The sequence below is a fragment of the Streptomyces bambusae genome, assembly GCF_019400985.1.
GTDB lineage: Bacteria > Actinomycetota > Actinomycetes > Streptomycetales > Streptomycetaceae > Streptomyces > Streptomyces bambusae_A.
Genome location: NZ_WTFF01000077.1, coordinates 1 through 26,045 on the forward strand (window position 1 = coordinate 1; position 26,045 = coordinate 26,045).

General features: G+C 73.3%; 23 protein-coding genes and 1 pseudogene. 13 read left to right on the forward strand and 11 right to left on the reverse strand.

The genetic code is table 11. The features are described 5' to 3' along the window. Both GPJ59_RS13425 and GPJ59_RS13430 read left to right on the forward strand, forming a co-directional pair. A pseudogene (locus tag GPJ59_RS13425) lies at positions 1 to 439 on the forward strand (hypothetical protein); the annotation flags it as partial. Beyond that, on the forward strand, positions 436 to 1,473 hold the full coding sequence (locus GPJ59_RS13430; protein ID WP_219667324.1) for a beta-ketoacyl-ACP synthase 3: 1,038 nt from the start codon (positions 436 to 438) through the stop codon (positions 1,471 to 1,473). The pseudogene GPJ59_RS13425 and the gene GPJ59_RS13430, both read left to right, overlap by 4 nt. Positions 1,474 to 1,547: 74 nt before the next feature. Here the strand turns inward: GPJ59_RS13430 and GPJ59_RS13435 are convergent, their stop codons facing one another. Then, complete coding sequence (locus GPJ59_RS13435; RefSeq protein WP_219667325.1) at positions 1,548 to 2,375, reverse strand: lysophospholipid acyltransferase family protein; 828 nt, start codon at positions 2,373 to 2,375, stop codon at positions 1,548 to 1,550. Between the two features lie 105 nt (positions 2,376 to 2,480). Here GPJ59_RS13435 and GPJ59_RS37380 point away from each other — a divergent pair, with 105 nt between their 5' ends. Next, positions 2,481 to 2,804, forward strand: a complete 324-nt coding sequence (locus GPJ59_RS37380) for an acyl carrier protein (RefSeq protein WP_258024333.1) — start codon at positions 2,481 to 2,483, stop codon at positions 2,802 to 2,804. Between the two features lie 17 nt (positions 2,805 to 2,821). Then, positions 2,822 to 4,051, forward strand: coding sequence for a beta-ketoacyl-[acyl-carrier-protein] synthase family protein (locus GPJ59_RS13440; protein WP_308120278.1), 1,230 nt, complete (start codon positions 2,822 to 2,824; stop codon positions 4,049 to 4,051). 452 nt (positions 4,052 to 4,503) lie between these two features. Here GPJ59_RS13440 and GPJ59_RS13445 read toward each other — a convergent pair whose 3' ends face one another. The 3 genes from GPJ59_RS13445 to GPJ59_RS13455 all read right to left on the reverse strand — a co-directional run bounded on the left by GPJ59_RS13445 (position 4,504) and on the right by GPJ59_RS13455 (position 6,858). After that, on the reverse strand, positions 4,504 to 5,697 hold the full coding sequence (locus GPJ59_RS13445; protein WP_219667327.1) for an MAB_1171c family putative transporter: 1,194 nt from the start codon (positions 5,695 to 5,697) through the stop codon (positions 4,504 to 4,506). Further along, positions 5,694 to 6,251 (reverse strand): hypothetical protein, encoded by a 558-nt coding sequence (locus tag GPJ59_RS13450; RefSeq protein ID WP_219667328.1) that lies wholly within the window; start codon positions 6,249 to 6,251, stop codon positions 5,694 to 5,696. Before GPJ59_RS13450 ends, GPJ59_RS13445 begins: the two co-directional genes overlap by 4 nt. Before the next feature lie 109 nt (positions 6,252 to 6,360). Continuing rightward, entirely contained in the window at positions 6,361 to 6,858 is a 498-nt protein-coding gene (locus tag GPJ59_RS13455; protein ID WP_219667329.1) for a hypothetical protein, read from the reverse strand. Positions 6,859 to 7,009: 151 nt separating this feature from the next. Here GPJ59_RS13455 and GPJ59_RS13460 point away from each other — a divergent pair, with 151 nt between their 5' ends. The 3 genes from GPJ59_RS13460 (at position 7,010) to GPJ59_RS13470 (ending at position 12,415) form a co-directional block, all read left to right on the forward strand. Further along, positions 7,010 to 9,475, forward strand: a complete 2,466-nt coding sequence (locus GPJ59_RS13460; protein WP_219667330.1) for an ATP-binding SpoIIE family protein phosphatase — start codon at positions 7,010 to 7,012, stop codon at positions 9,473 to 9,475. Between the two features lie 163 nt (positions 9,476 to 9,638). Then, positions 9,639 to 11,696 (forward strand): galactose-binding domain-containing protein, encoded by a 2,058-nt coding sequence (locus GPJ59_RS13465; RefSeq protein WP_219667331.1) that lies wholly within the window; start codon positions 9,639 to 9,641, stop codon positions 11,694 to 11,696. 62 nt (positions 11,697 to 11,758) lie between these two features. After that, positions 11,759 to 12,415: a TetR/AcrR family transcriptional regulator gene (locus GPJ59_RS13470; protein WP_219667332.1), complete on the forward strand. Its 657-nt coding sequence runs from the start codon at positions 11,759 to 11,761 to the stop codon at positions 12,413 to 12,415. Between the two features lie 45 nt (positions 12,416 to 12,460). Here GPJ59_RS13470 and GPJ59_RS13475 read toward each other — a convergent pair whose 3' ends face one another. The 4 genes from GPJ59_RS13475 to GPJ59_RS13490 form a co-directional block, all read right to left on the reverse strand. After that, on the reverse strand, positions 12,461 to 12,778 hold the full coding sequence (locus GPJ59_RS13475; protein ID WP_219667333.1) for a hypothetical protein: 318 nt from the start codon (positions 12,776 to 12,778) through the stop codon (positions 12,461 to 12,463). Between the two features lie 28 nt (positions 12,779 to 12,806). Beyond that, positions 12,807 to 14,672 (reverse strand): molecular chaperone DnaK, encoded by a 1,866-nt coding sequence (gene dnaK / locus GPJ59_RS13480; RefSeq protein WP_219667334.1) that lies wholly within the window; start codon positions 14,670 to 14,672, stop codon positions 12,807 to 12,809. Positions 14,673 to 14,764: 92 nt separating this feature from the next. Further along, a complete protein-coding gene (locus tag GPJ59_RS13485) occupies positions 14,765 to 16,333 on the reverse strand; it encodes a hypothetical protein (protein ID WP_374200848.1) in 1,569 nt (522 codons plus the stop codon). Between the two features lie 182 nt (positions 16,334 to 16,515). Then, positions 16,516 to 16,710, reverse strand: coding sequence for a hypothetical protein (locus tag GPJ59_RS13490; RefSeq protein ID WP_219667335.1), 195 nt, complete (start codon positions 16,708 to 16,710; stop codon positions 16,516 to 16,518). 286 nt (positions 16,711 to 16,996) lie between these two features. Here GPJ59_RS13490 and GPJ59_RS13495 point away from each other — a divergent pair, with 286 nt between their 5' ends. Both GPJ59_RS13495 and GPJ59_RS13500 read left to right on the forward strand, forming a co-directional pair. Continuing rightward, on the forward strand, positions 16,997 to 17,959 hold the full coding sequence (locus tag GPJ59_RS13495) for a fibronectin type III domain-containing protein (RefSeq protein WP_219667336.1): 963 nt from the start codon (positions 16,997 to 16,999) through the stop codon (positions 17,957 to 17,959). 158 nt (positions 17,960 to 18,117) lie between these two features. Beyond that, positions 18,118 to 20,154: an ATP-binding protein gene (locus GPJ59_RS13500; protein ID WP_219667337.1), complete on the forward strand. Its 2,037-nt coding sequence runs from the start codon at positions 18,118 to 18,120 to the stop codon at positions 20,152 to 20,154. A 183-nt stretch (positions 20,155 to 20,337) separates the two neighbouring features. On the opposite strand, the gene GPJ59_RS13505 is transcribed toward GPJ59_RS13500, so the two are convergent. Next, a complete protein-coding gene (locus tag GPJ59_RS13505) occupies positions 20,338 to 20,529 on the reverse strand; it encodes a DUF5999 family protein (protein ID WP_219667338.1) in 192 nt (63 codons plus the stop codon). Between the two features lie 154 nt (positions 20,530 to 20,683). Between GPJ59_RS13505 and GPJ59_RS13510 the strand changes: the two genes are divergently transcribed. Further along, positions 20,684 to 21,121: an SRPBCC family protein gene (locus GPJ59_RS13510; protein ID WP_219667339.1), complete on the forward strand. Its 438-nt coding sequence runs from the start codon at positions 20,684 to 20,686 to the stop codon at positions 21,119 to 21,121. A 44-nt stretch (positions 21,122 to 21,165) separates the two neighbouring features. On the opposite strand, the gene GPJ59_RS13515 is transcribed toward GPJ59_RS13510, so the two are convergent. Next, on the reverse strand, positions 21,166 to 22,392 hold the full coding sequence (locus GPJ59_RS13515) for an acyl-CoA dehydrogenase family protein (protein WP_219667340.1): 1,227 nt from the start codon (positions 22,390 to 22,392) through the stop codon (positions 21,166 to 21,168). A 197-nt stretch (positions 22,393 to 22,589) separates the two neighbouring features. Between GPJ59_RS13515 and GPJ59_RS13520 the strand changes: the two genes are divergently transcribed. Further along, a complete protein-coding gene (locus GPJ59_RS13520; protein WP_219667341.1) occupies positions 22,590 to 23,234 on the forward strand; it encodes a TetR family transcriptional regulator in 645 nt (214 codons plus the stop codon). Positions 23,235 to 23,355: 121 nt separating this feature from the next. Here GPJ59_RS13520 and def read toward each other — a convergent pair whose 3' ends face one another. Continuing rightward, the gene (def, locus tag GPJ59_RS13525; RefSeq protein ID WP_219667342.1) at positions 23,356 to 23,895 is read right to left on the reverse strand and encodes a peptide deformylase; all 540 of its coding nucleotides are present in this window, start codon (positions 23,893 to 23,895) and stop codon (positions 23,356 to 23,358) included. A 125-nt stretch (positions 23,896 to 24,020) separates the two neighbouring features. Between def and GPJ59_RS13530 the strand changes: the two genes are divergently transcribed. Both GPJ59_RS13530 and GPJ59_RS13535 read left to right on the forward strand, forming a co-directional pair. Continuing rightward, positions 24,021 to 25,259, forward strand: coding sequence for a MurT ligase domain-containing protein (locus tag GPJ59_RS13530; RefSeq protein WP_219667343.1), 1,239 nt, complete (start codon positions 24,021 to 24,023; stop codon positions 25,257 to 25,259). 19 nt (positions 25,260 to 25,278) lie between these two features. Beyond that, on the forward strand, positions 25,279 to 26,007 hold the full coding sequence (locus GPJ59_RS13535; RefSeq protein ID WP_219667344.1) for a type 1 glutamine amidotransferase: 729 nt from the start codon (positions 25,279 to 25,281) through the stop codon (positions 26,005 to 26,007). Positions 26,008 to 26,045 lie beyond the last annotated feature (38 nt).

The following is a 26,045-nucleotide window of genomic DNA, read 5'->3' on the forward strand; positions in this document are numbered from 1 at the left end:
GCTCGTGGCCGAGGAGGTCGTGCGCCGGGTGGCGGCCGTGGCCCGCCCCGTGCTGATCTCGCCGCGGCTCGACGCGCACCGGCTGCCCGGGACGCTCGACCCGCGGACCCTGCTGGTGCGTCTTGCGGCCCCCGGCGGCCTCGCGGGCCCGGCGGACGGCACGCGGGTGGCGGGCGGACTGCCGACGGCGGTGCCGGTACCGGTCCATGACGGTCCGCCCGCCGCGTACGGAGCGCTGGCGCACGCCAGCGCGGAGCGGCTGGAAGGACATGCGGCCCGCCTGGAGGCCTGTGCCGGACACAGCGGCTGGGACAAGGACGAGGCGGGCGAGCGGTTCCGCACGGTCCTGCTCAACCACGCCGAGCGCTGCGCGCGGGCGGCCGCGGACGTACGCGGAGCGGCGGGGTGGCTGGCCGACGACGGACGGGGGACGGCGTGACCTCCGCGTCCGGTCCCGGCCCGCGCGCCGCGGTCCTCGCGGGGCTCGGGGCGTATGTGCCGCCGCGGATCCTGACCAACGACGAGCTGTGCGGGAGGCGTCCGATCGGCGACGCGTGGATCCGCGAGCGCATCGGGGCGGCGGGCCGACGCGTCGCCGACGGGGAGGCCACGGTCGACCTGGCGGTCCGGGCCGGCCGGCACGCCCTGACGGCCGCCGGGGCGGTGGCGGCCGACGCCGTCGTCCTGGTCACCATCTCTCCGGACCGGATCTGCCCGGCCGGCGCCCCGGAGGTGGCGGCGCGGCTCGGCCTCGGGAACGTGCCGGCGTTCGACGTGGCGTCCGGCTGCAGCGGGTTCCTCTACGGGCTGGGCGTGGCGTCGTCGATGATCGCCGCCGGAACCTTCGACCGCGTCCTGCTGATCGCCTCCGACGTGTTCACCGCCTTCCTCGACCCGCAGGACTGGCTGATGCGGGCCATCTTCGGCGACGGGGCGGGAGCGGTCGTCCTGCGGGCCGGCCCGGCCGGCGGAGCCGGCACGTTCGGGCCGTTCGACCTGGGCAGCGACGGTGCGCAGGCCGATCTGCTGGAGGTCCCCGGCGGTGGCGCGCGGGCCCGCAAGCGGCTGCCGACGACGCCGGACGCGGAACCGGCGCCGTACTTCCGGATGGACGGGCCCGCGGTGCGCAAGCAGGCGGTCGTCGGCATGTGCGACTCGATGACGCGGGCCGTGGAGCGGGCCGGGTGGACGCTCGCCGACGTGGATGTGGTGGTCGCCCATCAGGCGAACCAGCGGATCCTGGACGGGCTCGCCGCCGAGCTGGGCCTGGCACCGGGGAAGGTCCTCTCGCACATCGAGGCGTACGGGAACACGGCTGCCGCCTCGGTGCCCGTCCTGCTGGCCCAGGCGGCCGCCGCCGGCACGCTGAGGCCGGGTCTGCGGGTGGCGCTGACGGCGTACGGGGCCGGGTTGGCCTGGGGGTCCACCACGCTGGTCTGGCCCGAGGTGCGGGCGGTGGCCGACGACGGGTGACACCCGGCCGCGCCCGTGGCGGTCCGCGCGGCCGGTCCCCCGGCCGAGTCACCCGACCGGGGGACCGGAACGGGTCACCAGAACGGGGTCTCCCGGCGGCCCCGGTCCCGGTCCGCCATCGCCTGCACGGCCGACCGGGCCTCGGTGCACAGCCGGTGGGCCGCGGCGGAGCGGGCGGCGTACGAACCGGGCCGCGCGGGCGCCGGAATCGGATCGCCGACGGTGACGAGCCATTTCGAGGGCAGCGGCAGGAGCGGGGTGACCGGGAAATAGGGCAGGTCGAACAGGCGCGCGAGAAAGGGAATGTCGCCGAGCTTGGGAAACGCCTCCTCGGCCCCGACAACCGACACCGGAACCACGGGGGCACCCGTGCGCAGCGCCGTGGCCGCGAATCCGGGACCGAACGGGCGGAGCCGGTAGCGCTCCCGGAACGGCTTTTCCAGACCGGCGATTCCCTCGGGAAACAACATGACGAGCTGCCCGGCGTTCAGATGTTCCAGTCCGAGCAGCGGATCGAGCGGAATCGCCCCGTTGTTGCGGGCGTAGGAGCCGATCACCGGGAAGCGGAAGGCGAGCGGGTCCGCCGGTACGTGCACGGGGCGGCCAAGGCCCCGGGTGAGCACCTTGAGCAGGATGAACGCGTCCAGGCCCCAGGCCCCGGAGTGGTTGGCGACGATGACGGCCGGCCCGTCCGCCGGCAGCTTCCGCGACCCCCGGACCTCCACCCTGAAGTAGTCGTCCACGAGCCAGTCGAGAACCCGGTCCCAGACGCTCTCCCCCGCTTCGCCGAGCAGCCGCCCCACGTGCCGGAGTTCGGCCGCCGCCACGTCGAGAACGTCCACCACACCGGTCAGATCGGGAGCACTTTCCGACACGATCGATCCTCTTCTCTCCTGCTCCACAATGCCAACCCGCCCACGAATAGCAGACTTTGAGTCCCCGTGGCGCCATGGTACTTATGTGGGCACGAGCAGGACCCGTCCCAGAGAACGTCCGTGAGGGAAATCGTGACCACGTCAGCGCAGGAGTCGGCGCAGGAGTCGGCGCAGGAATCCACGGGGGAATCCGCCCGGCAATCCGAACAGCAATCCCAACGGGAATCCGTATTCGACCTGATCGGCGAACTGCTCGTCGAGAAGTTCGAGGTGCCCTCCGCCGAGCTGCGCCGGGAAGCGCCGATGCGCGACCTGCTCACGGACTCGCTGATGATCGTGGAGATGGCCATCTGCGTGCACGAGACCCTGGGCGTCAAGGTCGAGGAGGGCGAGCTCCGGGGTACCGCCCTCGGGGAGTTCGCCGAGATCGTCGCCGCTCGGCGGACGGGCCGTTGACCCTGGCCCCCGCGGCCGTGCGCACACCCGCGCCCCGGCCGCCCCTCGCCCGCGCCCCGGCCGTCGTGACCGGGCTCGGCCTGGTCACGCCCGGCGGCAGCGAGCTCGACAGCACCTGGTCGGCGGTCCTGGCAGGCCGGCGGACGGCCGCACCCGACCCGGAACTGGCCGGCCTGCCGGTCTCGCTGAGCTGCCGCGTGCCCGCGCTGGAGCATCCGGTGCTGCGCCGGCGCGGCTCGGCCCGCCTGGACCGGGCGGACCGGTTCGCCCTGGCCGCCGTGGCCCAGGCCCTGGAACAGGCCGGGCTGGATCCCGGCGCCTGGGACGGCAGCCGCGTCGCCGTGGTCACCGGGGGCGGTCTGGGCGGCGTACGGACGCAGGACCAGGCGATGGCCCGGTTCACCGAGCTGGGACCTGAATTCGTCTCGCCCTACTTCCTCACCGGCTACCTGATGAACATGGTGTGCGCCAACATCGCCCTGTGCTTCGGCGTGACCGGCCCCGCCCTGTCCACGTGCACGGCGTGCGCCTCGGGCACCACCGCCCTCGGCCTGGCCCGGGAGCTGCTGGCGAACGGCAGCTGCGACATCGCGCTCGTGTGCGGCGCCGACGCCGGCATCACCCGGCTGACGGTGACCGGCTTCGCCCGGCTGGGGGCCCTGTCGGACACGGGGTCGCGCCCCTTCGACGCCTCCCGCGACGGCTTCGTCATCGCCGAGGGCGCCGGCGCGCTGGTACTGGAACGCCCCGAGCACGCCGCCGCCCGGGCGGCCCGTCCGCTCGCGCACCTGATCGGGTACGCCGCCTCGACCGACGCGCACCACCTGGTGTCCCCGCACCCCGAGGGGCGCGGGGCCGAACAGGCCGTGCGCGCGGCGCTCGCGGACGCGGGCGTCCGCCCCGAGGACGTGGGCCACGTCAACGCGCACGGCACCTCGACCCGGCAGAACGACACCGTCGAGGCCGCCGTCCTGCGCCGGGTGTTCCCGCACCGGCCGCCGGTGACCTCGGCCAAGGGGGCGCTCGGCCACACGCTGGGCGCCGCCGGCGCCATCGAGGCGGCGCTGACAGTGCTCGCCCTGACCGAGGGAACCGTCCCGCCCACGGCGGGGCTGGACGTGGCCGATGCCGGGATGGACATCGACGTGGTCGCCGGCGAGGCCCGCGCCCACCCGTCGTCGGTCGCTGTCAGCACCTCCTTCGGCTTCGGCGGCCACAACGCAGTGGCGGTCCTCGCCCGCGCCTGACTCCCCCTCCGCTCCGGCGGGGCGGACCGCCCTCGAATTTTCACCTCACTGAACGATTGACGCTCGGCGAGCCTACACAAGCGGCTCATTTGCCCACGCTGAAGCGCGCCATTTTCAGTACAGATTGACAATCGATCAGACTTCTGCCGAGGATGGCACGGCGCCACCCGGGTCCCCGAAGACCCGTCCGACCAGCGGCGCTTCCCGTCATGCAGCACATTTCCGGGGGGGAGACCCATGCCCAGCAGGCGCTCATTCCTTCGCGGTGCCACCGCCGTCGTTCCCGTAGCGGCCGCCTCACAGGCCCGGGCGGACACCCTGGTCTCGGGCAACTGGATCCGGCCCACGTCCAACGGCTCGCTCGGCATGGGCGACCTCGGCGACCCGCCCCGCTCACCGACTGGACCGGTGACGCCCACATCCTGACCACGGCGGGCTGACCGCCCGCAGGGTCAGGCCGGGGGGCGGGGGGAGGCGTACGTGTCGCTGCCCGCGCCCCGGAGCAGGGAGGTGGCCACGGCGTCCGTCACGGGGGTGCGGACGGCCGCGGCCACCTTCCCCAGCCAGACCGCCTCGGCGTCGAGGTCGCCGCTCTCCTGCACCAGGGCGTGCTCGTCGTGGCGGGGTTCGCGTCCCGCCCGCTGGGCGCGCACCGCGAAGAGCAGGAGGGCGGCCTCGGCGGCCGCGTCGAGTTCGGCGTCGGCCACGCCCGCGTCGGCGAGGGCGGCGCGGGCCGTCGCGCGCTGGTCCGGTGAGACGTGGCGCGACAGAGTCAGGGCGCTGTCGCGGATCTCGATGACGTGGCGGTAGCGCACCAGCTCGATGTCCGCGCGCAGGCCTCCCGGCAGCGGGAGGACGACGTCCGGCACGGCCTCGGCCAGCAGCTGCCACAGGGGGCGGACGGCCTTGAGCTGGCGGCGCAGCCGGAGCCGCTGCGCCGTCGCGGCCAGCGTCGGCCAGGCCACGCTGGCGATGAGCAGCAGCAGGGTGCACGCGAGCAGTACCTGGGTGGTGCCGGCGATGCCGGGGGTGCCGGTTCCGGTCCAGCCGGCGGCCGCTACCAGGAGGTAGGCCAGCCGGTGGACGACGTAGACCAGGCCGAAGCAGCAGGCCAGCCCGAGCAGGCTCATCGAGGTGCGGGCCGGGCCGGGCGCGGCCTGGCGTCCGTAGCGCCAGCACAGCCGGATCGTGCTGATCACGCCGTACGTGATGTACCCGAGGAAGATCATCCAGTAGACGGTGATCACCGGTGAGTGGGTCGCCGTGACCAGGTCGGCCTCCCCGTCCGGCAGCGGGGTGGCGAAGAAGGTGACGACCAGGCCTGCCTGCGCCAGGCCCAGCAGGAGCCGGCGCAGGGGCACCCTGCGGTGCTCGCGCGTCCCGGTCGCCTCCCGGATGAATTCGAAGAGTGCGCCCATCGCGCACAGCGAGAGCATGTGCACGGGCAGGTTCGTGAAGCTCTCCAGCCCGACGGCCGCGTCGATCACCCGGCGCACGGCGGGCACGCCCATCGTGAAGGTGACGGCCCACAGCAGCCACATCGTCCACATCAGGCGGTCCTGCCGGGGCGCCGCACGCAACCCCGGGGCCTTCCAGAGCACGAACAGCCACAGGGGTGGTGCGACGACGAGATCGAACAGCCTCAACGGAACCTCGGTGCGGTACTGCGGGAGAAGGCGCCCATCACGCGGCTGAGCGTGTGGGCGGTGTCGGGGGCCGCGGTCGGGACCGCGACGGGCGCCGCGTTGAAGTGCTGCCACATGACGGAGGCCAGCAGTTCGGCCTCCTGTTCCTGGTGCTCGGTGGCATGCGTACGGCCGCCGCGGCCCAGCAGCCGCGCGGCCATGGCCGGGTCCAGGTCGGGGAAGAGCTGCGCCAGCATCGCCGGCTCCGGGACGCTCGGCTCGCGGTGGTCGAGCAGGATGTGGGCGAGCTCGTGCAGGATGATGTGCGTCTGGTGCGGCCGGCTGGTCACGGCCGTGTAGTAGACGAGGTCGCTGGTCCCGAAGGACACCCACATGCCGCACACCCCGGCGTCGGCGGCCAGCCCGGCGGGCATCGGCAGCAGCTGCAGGGGGCGGCCCCGCTCCTCGGCGACGGCCGTGCAGAGGTCCTCGACCCGGAAGGGGTACGGCAGCTCGAAGCGGCTGATCAGCTTCTCGTGGCGGGCCCGAAGCGCGCGCCAGTCGTCGCTTCCCATGTTCCCCCGCGTTCCCCGTCCCGGCCGATCCCCTGCCGGCAGATCCCCTGCCGGGCGATCCCGTGCCGTGCGGCCGCCCGGCCGTATTGGATCTTCCCCCGGGCCGACTCTACAGGGGCTGCGCGCCTTCCCCCGCCGCGCCGCGTCGCCCTGCGCCGCCCTCCTCGACGAGGGAGCGCACGGCCTCGATGCCCTGCGCGGACATGGTCGCCACCGCGGCCGCGCGCAGCGCGACGGACCGTACGTCATTGGCGCGCATGGCGGCGATCAGCGCGAGCTGCGCCGACACCCGGGCCTCGACCTCGTCGTCGATGAAGTAGGCCAGCGGCACGCCGAAGAAGTCGCCCAGCGCGCGGAGCGTGCCGACGGTCGGATTGGTCGCCTTGCCCTTGGCCAGGGCCCACAGCCGGCCGACGGACAGCTTCGGGTCGTTCGGGCCGGCCGCCTCCTTGATCCCGTCGACGACTTCCTGGAGGGTGAAGCGCCTGCCCAGGGGCTGCACGTAGGTGAAGAGGTACTCGATCCGGCGGCCGAGCAGCTCCGCCTCGCCGTCGGACGGACCGTCCTCGTCCGCTTCGCGGGCCGCCTGGGCACCCTCGTCGATCATTCCCGCTCTCCTCCCGTTGGTCCAGCACTCTATCGGCCGGGCGGGCGACGCTCGGGCCCCGCCCGGTCCTGGCGGACCAGTGCCCCGGGCGGGGCGGGCGGCCCTGCGGGACAATTGCTGAGGGGTTCCGCTCGGTGAGGGTGGTGTGTGTATGCGCAGTGCCGGCGACGGCGCCCCCTGGGACGTGTGGGACGTGCCCGCGCTCGTCCTGGACGAAACGGGTGCCGTGCTGACCTGCACGCCAGGGGCGGAACGGTTCCTCGGCCGCCCGGCCCGGGAGCTGTGCGGGACGGACGTACGCGGGCTGCTCGCCGAGCCGGACCGGCGCCCGGAGCTCACGCGCAGGCCGGAGAGCGGCGAGTGGGAGGGCGAGGCGGTCCTGCGTACGCCCCGCAACCCACGGATGAGGACGTACGTGCGGATCGCCCCGCTGGGCCGGGAGGGCGATGGCGGGCCTGCCGCGTGGCTGGTCCTGGGGGCGCGCGCCGACGTGGTCGCGGCCGGCCGGCACGACGTCGCGTTCACCCGGGAGCTCTTCCTGCAGAGCCGGGTCGGTCTGGCGGTGTTCGACGAGGAGCTCAGACTCGTGCGGACCAACACGCAGCTGCTGCCGTACACCGGCCTGCCCATCGACCTGCGGGGGCACCGGCTCGGGGACTTCGTGCGCGAGGGGGACGCGGCGGTGATCGACGAGCTGCTGCGCCAGGTGCTGGTGACGGGCGTGCCGGTCGCGCGGGCGGACGTCCTGGTCCGCACCCGTGTGGACCCCCGGGAGGGGCGGACGCTCTCGCTGCACGCCTTCCGGCTCCAGGCGCCGGAAGGCCGGGTCATGGGGGTGACGGCGCTTTTCACGGACGTCACGGAGCAGCAGCGGGCGACCCAGCGGCTGGAACTGCTGCACCGGGCCACGGAGGCGCTGGGCGGTTCACTGTCCGTCGAGGACTGCGGGCAGCAGCTCGCCGAGGTCCTGGTGCCCGAGCTGGCGGACGCGGCCGTGCTGGAGGTCGCCGTCTGGGCGCTGACCGGGCACGAGCTGCCGGGGACGGCGGACGCGGAGGCGGGCCGGGGGGTGGCCCTGCGCCGGGTCGCCGCGGCAGGGTCCGTGGAGGGCGGGGGCGCCGGTGATGCGGAGGGCGGTGGCGCGGGCGGCCCGGAAAGTCATGGTGCCGGCGGCCCGGAGAGCGGGGGTGGGGGCGGCGGCGACTCGGGGGGCGGTGCTGCCGGCGGGGGCCGGACGGAGCTTCGGGTGGCGTTGCGCGCCCGGGACAGCGTCCTCGGGTGGCTCGCCGTCCGGCGTTCCGGCAGCCGGCCGGCCTTCGAGGACGACGACCTGTCCCTGCTGGAGGAGATCGCCTCCCGCACGGCCCTGGTGGTCGAGAACGCCCGGCGGTACGTGCGGGAGCGCCGGGTGGCCGTCCGGCTCCAGCGCAGCCTCCTGCCGCCCCCGGTGACCGAGAGCGTCGCCGTGCAGACCGCCAGCGTGTACCGGCCCACCGGGGCGGCGACGGGGGCGAGCGGGGACTGGTTCGACGTCATCCCGCTGTCCTCCGCCCGGGTCGCGCTCGTCGTCGGCGACGTCGTCGGGCACGGGCTGAAGGCCACGGCGACGATGGGCCGGCTGCGTACGGCCGTCCGCACGCTGGCCGATCTCGACCTGGAGCCCGACGAGCTGCTGGCCCACCTCGACGACCTCGTCGCACAGCTGATGGTCGACGAGCGGGGCGAGGACACCGACGGCGGCGGGGACGGCTGGGACGGGCCGGAGGACGACGCGGAGGAGGACGAGGACGCGGCGGGGGCCGGGGCGCGGGACCGCGTCTTCGACTCGTACGGCGCGACCTGCCTGTACCTGACCTACGACCCGGTCACCCGGCACTGCGTGATGGCGAGCGCCGGGCATCCGCCCCCGGTCGTCCTGGGCCCCGACGGGCAGGGCTCCTACCCGGACCTCAGCCCCGGCCCACCGCTCGGGGTGGGCGGCCTGCCCTTCGAGCGGCAGGAACTGCGGGTGGCGGAGGGCAGCGTGCTGGCGCTGTTCACCAACGGCCTGGTGGAGCAGGGCCGGACGGATCTCGACGTGGGCATGGCGGCGCTGTGCGAGGAGTTGCGGACGGCATGCCCCGGGGGCCGGCCGCTGCGCGAGGTGGGCCGCGAGGTCGTGGACGCGCTGGCGCCCGGCCGGCTGGAGGACGACGTCACCCTGCTGCTGGCCCGCACCCGGGTCGTGCCGGACGACGGCACGGCGGCCTGGGTGCTGGATCCGGAGCCGGAGCGGGTGGCCGAGGCGAGGGAGCTGGTGGCGGGCCGGCTGGCCCGGTGGGGCCTGGACGACCTGGTGTTCACCACCGAGCTGGTGGCGAGCGAGCTGGTCACCAATGCCATCCGCTACGGCGGCGGGGGCCCCGTCGAACTGCGCCTGATCCGGGCGGCCGCGCTGATCTGCGAGGTCTCCGACACGAGCCCGACACAGCCGCGGATGCGGCGGGCGCAGACGGAGGAGGAGGGCGGGCGCGGGCTGTTCCTCATCGCCCAGCTCACCAGCCGGTGGGGCAGCCGCTACACGCGGACGGGCAAGACCATCTGGACGGAACAGGCGCTGCCGCCGGCATCACCGTGACCTCCCGCTCCGCCGTCGACCTGTCGAAGTCGCCACAATTCTGACGTCACATCAGGTCATCTGTCCCGGACTCTTGACTCCGCTCGCGGAGGTCGGGATTCTCGTCGCGCTCCCGACCGTGCGCCACCCACGAAGCCTTCCTTCGACGACATGAGTGATGACCATGACGCGACGCACCCCCCACAGGCGAAGGCGCAGCGCCGTCCTCGCGCTGCTCCTCACCCTCGTGGCCCTCGCCCTCGGCCCCGTGCCCACCTCCGCCGCCGAACCGGGCTGGTGGAACCCGGCCGCCCGGCCCGCGCCGGACTCCGCCGTCAACGTCACGGGCGAGCCCTTCAAGGGGACCGACGCCCAGGGACGGGTGCGGGGCTTCGTCGACGCGCACAACCACATCATGTCCAACGAGGCCTTCGGCGGCCGGCTGATCTGCGGAAAGGCCTTCTCCCCCGACGGCATCGCGGACGCCCTCAAGGACTGTCCCGAGCACTACCCGGACGGCACCCTCGCGGTCTTCGACTTCATCACCAAGGGCGGTGACGGCAAGCACGACCCGGACGGCTGGCCCACCTTCAAGGACTGGCCGGCCCACGACTCGCTGACGCACCAGCAGAACTACTACGCCTGGATCGAGCGGGCGTGGCGCGGCGGCCAGCGGGTGATGGTGAACGACCTCGTCACCAACGGCGTCATCTGCTCGGTGTACTTCTTCAAGGACCGCAGCTGCGACGAGATGACCTCCATCCGCCTGCAGGCGCAGAAGACGTACGAGATGCAGTCCTACATCGACTCGATGTACGGCGGGCCGGGCAAGGGCTGGTTCCGCGTGGTCACCGACTCCGCGCAGGCCCGCGACGTGATCCAGCAGGGCAAACTCGCCGTCGTGCTGGGCGTGGAGACCTCCGAGCCCTTCGGCTGCAAGCAGATCCTGGACTTCGCCCAGTGCAGCCGGGAGGACATCGACCGCGGCCTGGACGAGCTGCACCGGCTCGGCGTGCGCAGCATGTTCCTGTGCCACAAGTTCGACAACGCCCTGTGCGGGGTCCGCTTCGACGAGGGCGCCCTCGGCACGGCGATCAACGTGGGCCAGTTCCTGTCCACCGGCACCTTCTGGCAGACCGAGACGTGCACGGGGCCGCAGCACGACAACCCGATCGGCCTGGCGGCGGCCCCCGAGGCGCAGAAGCAGCTCCCGGCGGGCGTGGCCGTGCCCTCGTACGCGGCGGACGCGCGGTGCAACACCCGCGGTCTGACCGAGCTCGGCGAGTACGCGGTGCGCGGCATGATGAAGCGCAAGATGATGCTCGAGGTCGACCACATGAGCGTGAAGGCCGCGGGCCGGGCCCTGGACATCCTGGAGTCCGAGTCGTACCCGGGCGTGGTCTCCTCGCACAGCTGGATGGACATGGACTGGAGCGAGCGGGTCTACAAGCTCGGCGGTTTCATCGCCCAGTACATGCACGGCGCCGAGGGCTTCAGCGCGGAGGCCCGGCGCACGGACGCGCTGCGTGAGAAGTACGGCGTGGGGTACGGCTTCGGCACCGACATGAACGGGGTCGGCGGCTGGCCCGGCCCGCGCGGCGCCGACGCCCCGAACCCGGTGAAGTACCCCTTCCGCAGCACCGACGGCGGCAGCGTCATCGACCGGCAGACCACCGGGCAGCGCACCTGGGACCTCAACACCGACGGGGCCGCGCACTACGGCCTGGTCCCGGACTGGATCGAGGACATCCGCAACGTCGGCGGCCAGGAGGTGGTGGACGACCTGTTCCGGGGCGCCGAGTCCTACCTCGGCACCTGGGGAGCCTCCGAGCGCCACAAGGCCGGGGTGAACCTCGCCGCGGGCCGGCCGGCCGCCGCCAGCTCCGCGGAGTGGAACCCGTTCGTCAGCTACGCCCCCGGGCGGGCCGTGGACGGCAGCCGGGGCAGCCGCTGGGCCAGCGACTGGAGCGACGGCCAGTGGCTCCAGATCGACCTCGGCTCCGCCAACCTGGTGCGGCGCGTGACGCTCGACTGGGAGCGGGCGTACGGGAAGGCGTACCGCGTCGAGGTCTCCTCGGACGGCTCGGCCTGGCAGACGGCGTGGTCGACGAGCAGCGGCGACGGCGGCCTGGACACGGCCCTGTTCGCCGGCGTGCCGGCCCGCTACGTACGCATCCACGGGGTGCAGCGCGGCACCCAGTGGGGCTACTCCCTGTACGAGGTCGGCGTCTACAGCAGCTGACCGCCGACGCGGAGGCACGAAGCACCATGGCACCAAGGCACGAAGGACGGAGAGGAGGGTCCATGGCGCGGATGCCGTTGGCCGAGCGGCGCCGGCAGCTGACCGAGGCGGGGATCCGCGCCATGACCCGCGACGGCGTCGCCCGGACGACGACCCGTTCGATCGCCGCCGAGGCGGGCGTGTCGCTGAGCGTGTTCCACTACTGCTTCGACTCCAAGCAGGCGCTGCTGGAGTCCGTGATGGCGACGATCACCGAGCACTCCGCCGAGGTGGTCCGGCGGGCGATCCGGCCGCGGGCCACCCTGCGGGAGACCGTCCGGGCCGGCTTCCAGGCCTACTGGGACCATGTGTCCGCCCGTCCCGGGGAGCACATGCTCACCTACGAGCTGACGCAGTACGCGCTGCGCCGGCCCGGCTTCGAGCACCTGGCCCGGCGGCAGTACGAGCTGTACTCGGCCACGTACACGGAGCTGATCGAGCAGCTCGGCCGCCGGATGGAGTTCGAGCTGCGGGTCCCGGTCCCCGTGCTGGCCCGCTACCTGGCCGCGATGACGGACGGGCTGACCCTGAACGTCCTTGTCCTCGGCCCCGACCGGGCGTGGCCCGGCATCCTCGACATGATCACCGACCATGTGGCGGGGCTGGTCCGGCACGAGGCGGCCGTGTCCCCGGCGGCCGGGCACGCCGGGTCCGCCCCGGCGGCGGCCCTGGAGACCTGACGCATCGGCCCCGGGGGCATGACGGATCGGCCCCGGGAGGCTTCGTCAGGCGGAGTCGTCGCGGGCCAGTTCCAGCGCCACGTGCTGGAGGATCTGCTCGGTCGTCGACTCCGCGTCCGTCTCGTCGTAGGCGTCGGCCACCGCGTCGAAGGCGAGGATGAAGCCGGCGAGCAGCGCGCTCAGGGGTTCGGAGAGCTGGGCCAGCACCGACAGGCCGACCTCTTCGGCGCGCGCCCCGGCCGGTACGACGAACTGGTCGGGGATCACCTCACCGAGCAGGTCGGAGACGAAACCCTCCTCGGCGCCGCCGCGCAGCGCCGTGAGGGCGGCGATGGCCTTGAGCTTGATCTCGTTCTCGGTCACTGTGCGAGCGTATCGGGCGGTTCGGCGGTCACGCCGCGCCGCCCTTCGCCGTGTCGTCGTCGACGATCTCGGCGTCCACGACCTCGTCGTCCTGCGGGGCCCCGGCGCCCTGGTCCGCACCACCGGCAGCGGCGCCCTGGGCGGCCTGCGCGTCGGCGTAGATCGCCTGGCCCAGCTTCTGGGAGACGGACGCGAGCTTCTCGCTGGCGGTGCGGATCGCGGTCGAGTCCTCGCCCTTGAGCTTCTCCTTCAGCTCCCCGACCGCGGTCTCGACCTCGGTCCGCAGCCCGCCGGGGATCTTGTCCTCGTTGTCCTTGAGGAACTTCTCCGTCTGGTAGACGAGCTGCTCGGCCTGGTTGCGGGTCTCGGCGGCCTCCTTGCGGCGCCGGTCCTCCTCGGCGTGCTGCTCGGCCTCGCGGACCATGCGCTGGATGTCGTCCTTGGGCAGGGACGAGCCGCCGGTGACGGTCATCCGCTGCTCCTTGCCCGTGCCGAGGTCCTTGGCCGTGACGTGCATGATGCCGTTGGCGTCGATGTCGAAGGAGACCTCGATCTGCGGCACGCCGCGCGGGGCCGGCGGCAGGCCCGTCAGCTCGAACATGCCGAGCTTCTTGTTGTACGCCGCGATCTCGCGCTCGCCCTGGTAGACCTGGATCTGCACCGACGGCTGGTTGTCCTCGGCCGTCGTGAAGACTTCCGACCGCTTGGTCGGGATGGTCGTGTTGCGCTCGATGAGCTTGGTCATGATGCCGCCCTTGGTCTCGATACCGAGGGACAGCGGGGTCACGTCGAGGAGCAGGACGTCCTTGACCTCACCCTTGAGGACACCGGCCTGGAGCGTGGCGCCGACGGCGACGACCTCGTCCGGGTTCACACCCTTGTGCGGGTCCTTTCCGGTGAGGGTCCGCACCAGCTCGGTCACCGCGGGCATCCGGGTGGACCCGCCGACCAGGATCACGTGGTCCACGTCGGAGACCTTGATGTTCGCGTCCTTCACGGCCTGGTGGAACGGGGTCTTGCAGCGCTCCAGCAGATCGGCGGTGAGCTGCTCGAACTGCGCCCGGGTCAGCCGCTCCTCCAGGTGCAGGGGGCCTTCGGCGGAGGCGCTGATGTAGGGCAGGTTGATCGTGGTCTCGGTGGCCGAGGACAGCTCGATCTTGGCCTTCTCGGCGGCCTCGCGCAGCCGCTGGGTCGCCATCTTGTCCTTGGACAGGTCGACCCCGTAGCCGTTCTTGAACTGCTTGACCAGGTGGTCGACGACCCGCTGGTCCCAGTCGTCGCCGCCGAGGCGGGTGTCGCCGTTGGTGGCCTTGACCTCGACCACGCCGTCGCCGATCTCCAGCAGCGAGACGTCGAAGGTGCCGCCGCCGAGGTCGAAGACGAGGATGGTCTGGTCGCTCTCCTTGTCGAGGCCGTACGCGAGCGCGGCGGCGGTGGGCTCGTTGACGATCCGCAGCACCCTCAGGCCCGCGATCTCGCCGGCCTCCTTGGTGGCGGTGCGCTGGGAGTCGTTGAAGTACGCCGGCACGGTGACCACGGCGTCGGTGACGTCCTCGCCCAGGTAGGCCTCGGCGTCCCGCTTGAGCTTCTGCAGCACCCGCGCGGCGATCTCCTGCGCCGTCCAGCGCTTCCCGTCGACGTCACCGTCCTCCGGGAAGCGCCAGCCGGCGTCACCCATGTGCCGCTTGACCGACCGCGCGGTACGGTCGACGTTCGTCACCGCCTGCCGCTTGGCCAGCTCTCCCACCAGGACGTCTCCGCCCTTGGCGAAGGCGACCACGGAGGGTGTGGTCCGCGCACCCTCCGCGTTCGGGATCACGGTGGGTTCGCCGCCCTCCAGGACGGCCACCACGGAGTTCGTCGTCCCGAGGTCGATACCGACTGACCGGACCATGCCCGCCACCTCCCACAGCACGGAGCACACCTGCTACCGCGCGCGTGCCCGGACGGCGGCGATCCATGCAGCACCGGGGTGGTCAGGTGGGATCAGCGGGTGTCGCGGACGGCGAGGATGCCGTTGAAGACGCCGACGTACGCCGTCCCGTCGGGGCCGAGGGTGATCGGCGCCCAGTTGTTGTCGTAGAGCGGGCCGGTGCCGGTCAGCCGGCGCCAGCGGCGCTCGCCGGTGCGGAAGTCGACGGCCGTGAGGTACCAGGCGTCGATCCCCCAGGCATGGGGCTCCTTCTCGTAAAAGTACAGCAGGCCGTTGCCGGTGGACAGCTTCGGGACGGTCGAGGGCGAGCGGACGGGGCTCTGCCACACGGTGTCGCAGCCGCTGCCGTCGGGGCGGACGTCGATCCGGGCGGCCCCGCCGACGACGCTCCTGCCGAGGAGGAGGCTGGTGGGGTTCTCGTAGCCGTAGTTGTTCTCGACGACGAGGCTGTTGCCCCAGCTGATCAGGGAGTTGTCGGTGGTCGAGGCGCCGTGGCCGAAGACCGGCACGATGCACACCAGGCGGCGGTCGGCGGGGACGTCGGTGCCGCGCCGGAAGACCAGGACGTTCATGCGGTCGTCGGCGTTGTCGGTGATGGCGACATAGCCGTCTCCGAAGAGGTCCGGGGTGGTGCCCGAGCCCTGGTTGACCGAACCGGGCTTGGCGGCGCTGCCGCGGTCGTAGGTCTGCCGCCACTGCACCTGCGGGGTGCCGTCGGCGGCGGCGCGGAAGCTGTAGAGGGCGTGGTCGGAGACGATCGAGACGCCGTCCTCGGCGACCGAGAAGGAGTTCTGGATCTCCTCGCCCTCAAGGCGCACGGAGCGGATCGATCCGGTCCGCGGGTCCACCGTGCCCACCCGGCCCTGCCGGGTGACCCACCAGATGCGGCCGTCCCAGTCCGGCATGACGGAGGTGACGGGGTCGCAGGTGCCGGTGGGCCGCAGGTTGGTCCAGGTGACGCAGTCGTGCGGGACGTGGGCGGTGAGGTCCCAGTCGTCGTCGACGGTGAACTCCCAGCCGCCGTCGGGCCGCTGCCGGTGCGCGAGGCGCAGGACGTGCTGGCGGGAGTCGGCCAGCACGGCGCGGTCCTGGTCGTCGAGGTAGAAGTAGGCGCCGCCCGAGGTGTCCTTGAAGATCTTGGAGAAGTCCAGCGAGGTGATCGCCTCGACCGTCGAGGAGCGCTGCGGGAGCGCGTACTCGGCGAGGGTGGCGAGCGTAGCCGGATCGAGCAGCTTGACCAGGAAGCCGGTGAAGGTGCCGCACACGGTGACGAGGCGGCCGCCCGCGTCGAAGGTGGCGGTGGCGCATTCGCCGCCGAGCAGGGCGGTCTTCGCGCTGGTGACCTCCGGGGCCCGGCCGAGCGGGCCCGACCAGGGGTAGGTGGCGCTGCCGGCGGCGTCGGCGTGCATGCCGCTGCGGCCGTTGGGCGCGAGGTACGGGTGCTGCGGCGGGGCCTGCCCGGGCAGCGGGGCGGCGGCCGCGGGGCTGCCGTCGTAGTGGCTGACCAGGCGGTGTCCGGGGGCCTTGGGTATCTCCTCGGCCTGGGCCGGTGAGACCCCGTACATCGCCGCGAGGGCGGCGAGGGCCGGGATCACGGCGCAGTCCAGCGTTCTTCGGGACATCGGACTCGTCCTCCGGTTGCTCAGGGTGCTGTTGACACACCGTCTGACATCGCGCCGCGTGCCAGACGGTAGGTCGGTACGCCGCAGGAGTCCATGGAGGAGCGGCACGGTTCACGAACGCGCAACAGTGCCTGACGGGCAACGGTGCCTGACGGGCAACGGTGTCCGACGCCCGGCCGTGTCTAGGGTTCGATCGTGCGCACCGCCTCGGCCGTGGCCGCCACGCCGTCGTGGATGGTGGCGGCCATGCCGCTGCCGGCGAGGTGGAAGCCGAGGAGCACGCAGACCAGTGCGTGGGAGAACTTCAGGCCGCCGCTGCGCAGGAAGATCCATGCGAGGACGAGGAGCAGGACGACCACGGAGAGGGAAATCACCATCGGGAACCTCCTTAGCCCGGCGCCATGGTGGCGCAGGGGGAGGTGCCGGCGTGCGCATCGGGTGTCCGCCGTACGGGTGTTGACCGTCCGTGACGGGTGCCCTCAGGGCGTCGCGGGGCTTTACGTTCATCTGTTCTTGCGAACAAGTCGCAATCACGACAGAAGGAATCAGAAGAAGACGAACCCGGTCGCACCCTCCCCGGCCGTCCACGGCCGCCCCGCACGGGTCTTGCCCGGCACCCGCACCGCGTGCCATACATGTCTAGACCTTTACCAGGGAGGGTTCGTGCGACATCCCGCCGCGCTCGCCTCGGCCGTGGGCTGCGTGCTGGCCGCGAGCTGTCTCACGGCCTGCGCGGCCGCGGACGCGCCGCCCCCGCCGGCGCCCGCCGGGCTCACCGCCCAGGCCGGCAGCGCCACCTCGGTGCACGTGATGTGGGACGCGCCCGCGGGCCGCGCGAAGCCGGCCGGCTACCAGGTCTTCCAGGGCGGGACCCTGGTGCGCGAACTGCCCGCGGACAAGACCATGGTGGACGTCACCGGCCTCGCCCCGCAGACCGCCTACGCTTTCACGGTGCGGGCCCGCGACGCGGCCGGGAAGCTGTCGCCGCCCAGTACCGAGGCCACCGCGACCACCCCGGCCGCCCGCCCCGAGGACCGCCGGCCCCCGACCGCCCCGGCCTCCCTCACCGCCGAGGCGCAGGGCGCCCGTTCGGCCCGGCTGGCCTGGACGCCGGCCTCCGACGACGTGGCGGTCACGGCGTACGACATCCACCAGGGCGGCGTACGGATCCACACGGTCGCCGGGTCCGCGACCACCACCCTGCTGACCGGACTGCGGCCCGACACCGTCTACAGCCTCACCGTCCGGGCCCGGGACGGCTCCGACAACTCCTCGCCCGACAGCCCCGCGGCGGAGGTCGCCACCGCGCCCGCCTCCGGCCGGGGCCCGAGCACGGCGCCCGGCGACTTCTCCGCGACGGCCTCGCCCGGCGCGGTCGCGCTGTCGTGGGACCCGCCCGACACCGGCCGGGAGACGACCGAGTACGAGCTGTCGATCGACGGACGGGCGACAACCACTCTGCAGTTCGGGCCGGGCGGCGTACCCGCCGGGCGGGCCGAGCACCGGCTGGTCGTGACCGAGCCGGCCGGCACCGTATGGGCGCTGAAACTGCGGGCCCGGCTGCCGGACGGCACCTGGGGGGCGTACTCGGCCGAGCGCCGGGTCACGCTCGTCGCCGGACCCTGACAGCAGGTGCACGACCCGCGCGCCCGGTCGGCCGATCCGCACCGGACCGGTCGTTCGACGATCACAACGGGACGCAGCCGAGCAGTTGTCGCCGCCGTCCGGTCGGCGGCTGGACCTGCGGTGGCGGTGACGGGGAATCTGAGCCAGACTCGGGCGCCGTGCTGGGCAATCCACCGCCGGAGACGACGAGCTTCGTCGGCCGGGAACAGGAACTGACCCTCCTCGACGACCTGTTGGGCGGGGGCCGGCTGATCACCCTCACCGGGGTCGGCGGCGTCGGCAAGTCCCGGCTCGCGCTGCGCGCCGTACGCACCCTCGGCCGCGCCCGCCGGGACGGCGTGTGGTGGGTGGAGCTCTCGCCGCTGCGCGACCCCGCGCTGCTGACACCGACCGTCGCCCACGCGCTCGGCCTGGCCGACCAGTCCGCCCGCTCCCCCGACGAGGAGCTGTGCGCGTGGATGGCGGACAAGGAGCTGCTACTCGTCCTCGACACCTGCGAGCACCTGGTGGGCCCCTGCCGCCACCTCATCGGGGAGCTGCTCCAGACCGCCCCCGGGCTCACGGTCCTGGTCACGTCCCGCGAGCCGCTCGGCAGCCCCGGCGAGCTGCTCGTGGACGTCCGCCCGCTGCCCGTGGACGGCACCGACAGCGACGCCCTCGTCCTGTTCCGCGAACGCGCCCTGGCGGCGTCCCCCGCGGCCGCCGCGGCCTTCGCCGACCCCGCGCGCGCAACGCTCGCCGCCGACCTGTGCCGCCGGCTCGACGGGCTGCCGCTGGCCCTGGAGCTGGCCGGGGCGCGGATGCGGCGCTGGACGCTGGAGCAGATCGCGGACCGGCTGGACGCGCGCTTCGAGATGCTGGCCGACACCCGGCCGACCCTGCCGCACCGGCACCGGACCCTGCGGACGGCGATCGGCTGGAGCCACGAGCTGTGCGAGCCCGTCGAGCGGCTGCTGTGGGCGCGGCTGTCGGTGTTCGCGGGGGACTTCGACCTGGCGGCCGCCCGGGCCGTGTGCGCGGGCGGCCCGCTGTCCGCCCCGGACGTGGAGCGCGTCCTGTCCGGACTGGTGGCGAAGTCGGTCGTACGGCGCTCGGCGGGCCCCGGCACCGACGCGGCCCGCTACCGTCTGCTGGACACCGTCCGCGAGTACGGCCAGGACTGGCTGGACGAGCTGGACGAGGCCCGTACCGTCGCCGACCGGCACGCCCACTGGTACGCGGCGCTGGCCCGCGCGGCGGACCGCGCCTGGATGGGCCCGCGCCAGGTGGACTGGCACCGCAGGATGACCGCGGACCACATGCAGCTGCGGGCCGCGCTGGAGCACCTGCTGGGCACCGACTCCGTGACGGCTCTGGAGATGGCCGGGGCGCTGTGGTTCTTCTGGTTCTCCTGCGGGCACGTCAACGAGGGCAAGGCGTTCCTGGAGCGGGCGCTGGTGGGGGCCGCGCCGACGGGGATCGCGTACACGCAGGCCCTGTGGGCCCTGGGGCTGACCTGTGTGCTGCGCGGTGAGTTCGACGTGTCGCTGCGCACCGGCCGGGAGTGCACCAGGGCGGCGGGCCGGCTCGCCGATCCGGAGTGGGAGCTGCGGGCCGTCTACCTGTCGGCGGCCTCGGTGCTGATGCCGGGCGATCCGCTGCGGGCCCTGGAGCTGGCGGGTCCGCAGGCCCGCGCCGCCCACGGCGGGCGGCCGGACGGGGCCGGGGGGCTGCTGTGCCGGCTGGTGACCGCGTACGCCCTGTGCGAGCTGGGGCGCTTCGAGGACGCGACGCGGGCGGCGCGGGAGCTGCGCGCGGCGTGCGTGCGGCTGGGCGAGCGCTGGATGCGCGCCTACGCGGACTACATCCTGGCGGTGGCCGCGCTGGGGCTGGGGCGGGAGGACGAGGCCGCACGGCACGTACGGGCGATGCTGGAGGGCAAGCGGCTGCTGGGCGACCGCTTCGGCATCGCGCTGGGCCTGGACCTGCTGGCCGCGGCCGTGGCGGCGCTGGGCGACGGGGAGCGGGCGGCCCGGCTGCTGGGCACGGGGCACGCCTGGTGGCGCACGGTGGGCCGGCCGCAGATGGGCGCGCCCTCGCTGACGGCCCTGCGGGACCGAGGCGAGCGGCAGGCCAGGGCGGCGATCGGCGACCGGGCCTACGACGAGGCCTATGCCTCCGCCTACCGGGCGGGCGCGGTGTCGCCCACCGGCTGATGCTGTTGCCGGGCGTGGTGGGACGGCGCCCGCCGGCCGGCCGGCGGCCGGGGGCGCCTTGCTGGCTCCGGGGCTCCCGTCAGTACGGGAGGGATCTGCCCGACGGGGTGCGCAGGTCCAAATCCCTCGGGGCCGGCTTCGGCACGGGCTTGCGGATCAGCTGCTGGCGCATGGGGTACCCCCTCAGACCAGGGCCGGGACCGGGCGGTGGGGCTCCACCGTACGGCCGTCGGGGAGGATTTCACCGGTGTCGTCGAACACCACCGCCCCGTTGCACAGCAGGCTCCAGCCCTGCTCGGGGTGGGATGCGACGGTCCGTGCCGCTTCGCGGTCAGGGCTGTCGGCGGGCGGGCAGGGGGGCTGGTGGGAGCACATGGCGCACCTCCTCGCAGTGTGGGGCGGAGGGCCGGCGGTCACCCGGTCGATTCCGCGATCCACGGTGGCGAGGAGTATTACTGATCACACCCCCCGGGCGGAACCCGTATTCGAGGTCCGGTTCACGGTGTACGTGCCCGCTTACGATGCGTTCATGCCCGCTTTCCGGATTGTTCGGCGCACGGCACTGCCCCCGGCGCACGCCTGGGTGCGGCTCACCGACTGGGAACGCCATGGTGCGCAGGTCCCGTTCACCCGGACGGTGATCGAGACGGCGCCGCCCACGCACGTCGGAACGCTCTTCACGGCCCGTACGGGTGTGGGAAGGGTCACAGTCGAGGACCGCATGGAGGTCACCGTGTGGCGGCCGCCGGCCGGGGCGGATCCGGGGCTGGTCCGGCTGGAGAAGCACGGCAGGGCGGTGCGCGGCGCGGCCGAGATCGAGGTGCTGCCGCTGCCGGCGGGCGGCTGCGAGGTCCACTGGCGCGAGGACCTGCGGCTCTTCGGTCTGCCGCGGGTCCTCGACCCCGTCGTGGCGGCGGTGGGCCGCCTGGTCTTCGGCCGGGCCCTGGACCGGCTGCTGCGCGGTTAGGCGCGCCGTGTGCCGCGCGCCGCCCGCAGCCGGTCCCGTGGCGGCTACCTGATGGGCATCTCCGCGAGGGTGCGGGCGATCACCAGGCGCTGGATCTCGCTCGTCCCCTCGAAGATCGTGTAGATGGCGCTGTCCCGGTGCATGCGCTCCACCGGGTACTCGCGGGTGTAGCCGTTGCCGCCGAGGATCTGGACCGCCTGGGCGGTGACCTTCTTGGCGACCTCGCTCGCGTAGAGCTTGGACATCGAGCCCTCGGCCGAGGTGAACGGCTTGCCGGCGACCGCCATCCAGGAAGCCCGCCACACCAGCAGCCGGGCGGCGTCGATCTGGGTGCGCATGTCGGCCAGCTGGAAGGCCACGCCCTGGTTGTCGATGATCGGCCGGCCGAACTGGGTGCGGGTCTTGGCGTAGTCGAGGGCGACCTCGTACGCGGCGCGCGCCGTGCCGACGGCCATCGCGCCGACCGCCGGGCGGGAGGCCTCGAAGGTGGCCATCGCGGCGTTCTTCACCCTCTCGCCCCCTGCCGCGGCCTTCTCGCGGGCCCGGGCCAGCCGCTCGTCCAGCTTGTCCTTGCCGCCCAGCAGGCAGGAGCCGGGGACGCGTACGTCCTCCAGCACGACCTCGGCGGTGTGGGAGGCCCGGATGCCGTGCTTCTTGAACTTCTGGCCCTGGGAGAGGCCGGGGGTGCCCGGCGGGACGATGAAGGAGGCGTGGCCCTTGGTGCCGAGCTCCGCATCGACGACGGCGACGACGATGTGGACGTTGGCGATGCCGCCGTTGGTCGCCCAGGTCTTCGTGCCGTTCAGGACCCACTCGTCCTTGGCCTGGTCGTAGACCGCCCGGGTGCGCATCGCGCCGACGTCGGAGCCGGCGTCGGGCTCGGAGGAGCAGAAGGCGGCCACCTTCACGTCGTCCGGGGTGCCGTACATCTGCGGGATCCAGGTGCCGATCTGCTCCTCGGTGCCGTTGGCGAGGACGCCGATGGCGGCGAGGCCGGTGCCGACGATGGACAGGGCGATGCCCGCGTCGCCCCAGAACAGCTCCTCCATCGCCATCGGGACGCCGAGGCCGGTCGGGTCGAAGAACTGCTGCGCGTAGAAGTCGAGGGAGTAGATGCCGACCTTGGCGGCCTCCTGGATGACGGGCCAGGGAGTCTCCTCACGCTCGTCCCACTCGGCGGCCGCGGGGCGGATGACATCGGCGGCGAAGCCGTGGATCCAGTCCCGGACCTGCTTCTGGTCGTCGTTGAGCTCCATGGTGAATTCCGCCATGTCCCCTCCAAAGTGCGTTACCTACGGTAACCTCCGTAGCGGTGCACAGTGTGTTACTCATGAGTAGGGACTGTCAATGCCCACGCGTCCCCGCGTCGGCGCACCCTCGTCCGCCGCCGGATCGGATCGCGGAGGTGTGCGAGGTGTTACGTTGCGTGGGCGTCACGCAACATCGCACGGGCGGGGAGAAACACGTCATGGAGACCACGCAGCAGGCCGGCCAGCCGGCGACGGCCGAGCGACGGCGGCGGGAGCTGCTCGAAGCGGCGGACCGGGTGGTCCTGCGCGACGGCCCGCGCGCGTCCATGAACGCGATCGCCGCCGAGGCGGGCATCACCAAGCCGATCCTCTACCGGCACTTCGGCGACAAGGCGGGGCTGTACCAGGCCCTGGCCGTCCGCCACACCGACGCCCTGCTGGACTCGCTGCGCGCCGCGCTCGACGCCCCGGCCGAGCGGCGCGCCCGGGTGGAGTCCACCCTGGACACCTACCTGGCCGCCATCGAGGCCCGGCCGCAGGTCTACCGCTTCCTGATGCACCCGGCCGAGGACTCGCACGCCGCCGACCGCGGCTTCGAGGTCGGCCTGCACTCGGTCCCGCTGCTGCGCCGGCTGGGCGAGGAGCTGGCCAAGGTGATCGCGGAGCGGGTGGACCTCGGCCCGGACAGCGAGGAACTGGCCCGGGTGTGGGGCCACGGCATCGTCGGCATGATGCACGCCGCCGGCGACTGGTGGCTGGGCGAGCGGCCGTGCGGGCGGGCCACCCTGGTCCGCGGCCTCACCGACCTGCTGTGGGGCCGCCTGGCGACGGCGGGCAACCTGGCGGGCGGCCCCGGCTTCTGAAGCCGGCCGCCGGGCCGGTGTCACCGGCACCGGGCCGTGGGCGGCGTACCGGGGCCCGGCCGTGGCGGCGTACCGGCGCCCGGCCTTCGGCGGCGTACCGGGGCCGGACCGCGGGGCCGGCCTACGCCGACCAGGGTGCGCGGCGGATCTGCCGCTGGAGCCTGCGGGCGCGGAAGCCGGTGACCCGGTCCGCGTAGACGGTGCCGTCGAGGTGGTCGCACTCGTGCTGGAGGCAGCGCGCGAAGAAGCCGGTGCCCTCGACGCGCACGGGCGACCCGTCCGAGGTGACGCCCTCCACCACGGCCCGGTCGAACCGGACCGTTCCGGCCTCCAGGCCGGGCAGGGACAGGCAGCCCTCGGGGCCGCGCAGTTCGATCCCGTCGGCCTCCACCAGGCGCGGGTTGACGATGTGCCCGACGTGGCGGACGTCCTCGTCGTCCGGGCAGTCGTAGACGAACACCCGCTGGTCCACCCCGACCTGGTTCGCGGCCAGGCCCACGCCCTCGGCGGCGTACATGGTGGCGAACATGTCCTCGATCAGCCGGTCGAGGTCCGGGCCGAACTCCGTGACCTCCCGGCAGGCCGAGTGGAGCACGGGTTCGCCCAGCAGGCTCATGGCGCGGACCCGGCCGGAGGTGCCGGGAATGAGGCGGTGTCGCATGGCCGTAGCGTACGTCGGACGACGATATGACGAGTTCCGCGGCCGTCGACCGGGCGCCGAGGTCAGGGGCCTGGCCGGTTCTGGATAGGCTGGGCCCGGGACCGACCCAAGGAGGAACAAGGACGATGGCAGGCAACACAGAGCCGCTTTCGCCGCGCGCCAAGCTGGCCGTGACGGCGGGGAAGGCCGCGGCGGCGGTGTCGCGGGCCGCGGGACGCGGAAGCGGATCGGTGATCGGAGGCAAGGTCGCGCTCAGGCTCGACCCCGATCTGCTCAGTGCGCTCGCGCAACACCTCGACGTCGTCCTCGTGTCCGCGACCAACGGCAAGACCACCACCACCCGGCTGATCGCGGAGGCCCTGCGGGCCAGCGGGCCGGTGGTCTCCAACGCCCTCGGCGCGAACATGCCGGCCGGCATCACCTCCGCCCTGGCGGGCGGCAGCGACGCCAAGTACGGCGTGATCGAGGTCGACGAGAAGTACCTGGCGGGCGTGGCCCGCGACGTGACGCCCAAGGCGATCGCCCTGCTCAACCTCTCCCGCGACCAGCTGGACCGGGCCGCCGAGACCCGCATGCTGGCGGAGAAGTGGCGCGAGGGCCTTTCCGGCTCCAAGGCCGTGATCGTGGCCAACTGCGACGACCCGCTCATCGTGTGGGCGGCCTCCTCCTCGCAGAACGTGGTCTGGGTGGCCGCCGGGCAGGAGTGGAAGGACGACGCCTGGTCGTGCCCCTCCTGCGGCGGCGTCATGCAGCGCCCGGGCGACGACTGGTTCTGCGCCGAGTGCGGCTTCCGCCGCCCGGCGCCGACCTGGGCGCTGTCCGGCGACCACGTCCTCGACCCGCACGGCTCGGCCTGGCCGATCCGCCTCCAGCTGCCCGGCCGCGCCAACAAGGCCAACGCCGCCACCTCGGCCGCCGTCGCCGCGGTCTTCGGCGTGCCGCCGCAGGTCGCACTGGAGCGCATGTACCAGGTCCAGGCCGTCGCCGGCCGCTACGACGTGGTGACCTTCCAGGGCCGCCAGCTGCGGCTGCTGCTGGCGAAGAACCCTGCAGGCTGGCTCGAAACGTTTTCGCTGATCGACCCGGCGCCGGCCCCGGTCGTCCTGTCGGTCAACGCCCGCGGCGCCGACGGCACCGACACCTCCTGGCTGTGGGACGTGGACTACCCGCGCCTGGCCGGCCACCCGATCTTCGTCATCGGCGACCGCAAGCTGGACCTGGCGGTCCGCCTGGAGGTCGCCGGCCTGGACTTCCGGGTCTGCGAGACCCTCGACGAGGCCGTACAGCTGGCGCCGCCCGGCCAGATCGAGCTGATCGCCAACTACACCGCCTTCCAGGACGTGCGCCGCCGCGTCGGCAACTAGACCCCAAGAGGACAAGAGCATGAGCGACAACAGCCTGCGTCTGGTGTGGGTCTACCCGGACCTGCTGAGCACGTACGGAGACCAGGGCAACGCCCTCGTCGTGGAGCGCCGGGCGCGCCAGCGCGGACTGGACGTCCAGCGCGTGGACGTCCGCAGCGACCAGCCGATCCCGACCTCGGGCGACATCTACCTGATCGGCGGCGGTGAGGACCGCCCGCAGCGGCTGGCCGCGGAGCGCCTGCTGCGCGACGGCGGCCTGGAGCGGGCCGTCTCCAACGGGGCCATCGTCTTCTCCGTCTGCGCCGGCTACCAGATCCTCGGCAACGAGTTCGTCAACGACATGGGCGAGCGCCAGGCCGGCCTCGGCCTGCTCGACGTGGTCACCGTGCGCGGCGAGGGCGAGCGGTGCGTCGGCGACGTGCTCGCCGACATCGACCCGCAGCTGAACCTGCCCCAGCTGACCGGCTTCGAGAACCACCAGGGCGTCACGCACCTGGGCCCGACGGCCAGGCCGTTCGCGCGGACCCGGCTGGGCCGCGGCAACGGCACCGGGGACGGCACCGAGGGCGCGTACAACGACACGGTGTTCGGCACGTACATGCACGGCCCCGTGATGGCCCGCAACCCGCAGATCGCGGACCTGCTGCTGAAGCTGGCCCTCGACGTGAACGCGCTGCCGCCGATCGACGACCGGTGGTACGAGGCGCTGCGCGCCGAGCGCATCGCGGCGGCGACGCAGCCGGCCTGAGCCGCGCCCCGGCCGGCCTGAGCGGCGGCGACCTGGTC

Excerpts from the sequence above, each read along its gene's own strand:
- GPJ59_RS13465 (WP_219667331.1), top strand. The coding sequence starts at position 9,639 with ATGACGCGACGCACCCCCCACAGGCGAAGGCGCAGCGCCGTCCTCGCG.
- dnaK (WP_219667334.1), bottom strand. The coding sequence starts at position 14,672 with ATGGTCCGGTCAGTCGGTATCGACCTCGGGACGACGAACTCCGTGGTG.
- GPJ59_RS13470 (WP_219667332.1), top strand. The coding sequence starts at position 11,759 with ATGGCGCGGATGCCGTTGGCCGAGCGGCGCCGGCAGCTGACCGAGGCG.
- GPJ59_RS13530 (WP_219667343.1), top strand. The coding sequence starts at position 24,021 with ATGGCAGGCAACACAGAGCCGCTTTCGCCGCGCGCCAAGCTGGCCGTG.
- GPJ59_RS13510 (WP_219667339.1), top strand. The coding sequence starts at position 20,684 with ATGCCCGCTTTCCGGATTGTTCGGCGCACGGCACTGCCCCCGGCGCAC.
- GPJ59_RS13460 (WP_219667330.1), top strand. The coding sequence starts at position 7,010 with ATGCGCAGTGCCGGCGACGGCGCCCCCTGGGACGTGTGGGACGTGCCC.
- GPJ59_RS13485 (WP_374200848.1), bottom strand. The coding sequence starts at position 16,333 with ATGTCCCGAAGAACGCTGGACTGCGCCGTGATCCCGGCCCTCGCCGCC.
- def (WP_219667342.1), bottom strand. The coding sequence starts at position 23,895 with ATGCGACACCGCCTCATTCCCGGCACCTCCGGCCGGGTCCGCGCCATG.
- GPJ59_RS13455 (WP_219667329.1), bottom strand. The coding sequence starts at position 6,858 with ATGATCGACGAGGGTGCCCAGGCGGCCCGCGAAGCGGACGAGGACGGT.
- GPJ59_RS13520 (WP_219667341.1), top strand. The coding sequence starts at position 22,590 with ATGGAGACCACGCAGCAGGCCGGCCAGCCGGCGACGGCCGAGCGACGG.
- GPJ59_RS13535 (WP_219667344.1), top strand. The coding sequence starts at position 25,279 with ATGAGCGACAACAGCCTGCGTCTGGTGTGGGTCTACCCGGACCTGCTG.
- GPJ59_RS13490 (WP_219667335.1), bottom strand. The coding sequence starts at position 16,710 with ATGGTGATTTCCCTCTCCGTGGTCGTCCTGCTCCTCGTCCTCGCATGG.
- GPJ59_RS13505 (WP_219667338.1), bottom strand. The coding sequence starts at position 20,529 with ATGTGCTCCCACCAGCCCCCCTGCCCGCCCGCCGACAGCCCTGACCGC.
- GPJ59_RS13515 (WP_219667340.1), bottom strand. The coding sequence starts at position 22,392 with ATGGCGGAATTCACCATGGAGCTCAACGACGACCAGAAGCAGGTCCGG.
- GPJ59_RS13450 (WP_219667328.1), bottom strand. The coding sequence starts at position 6,251 with ATGGGAAGCGACGACTGGCGCGCGCTTCGGGCCCGCCACGAGAAGCTG.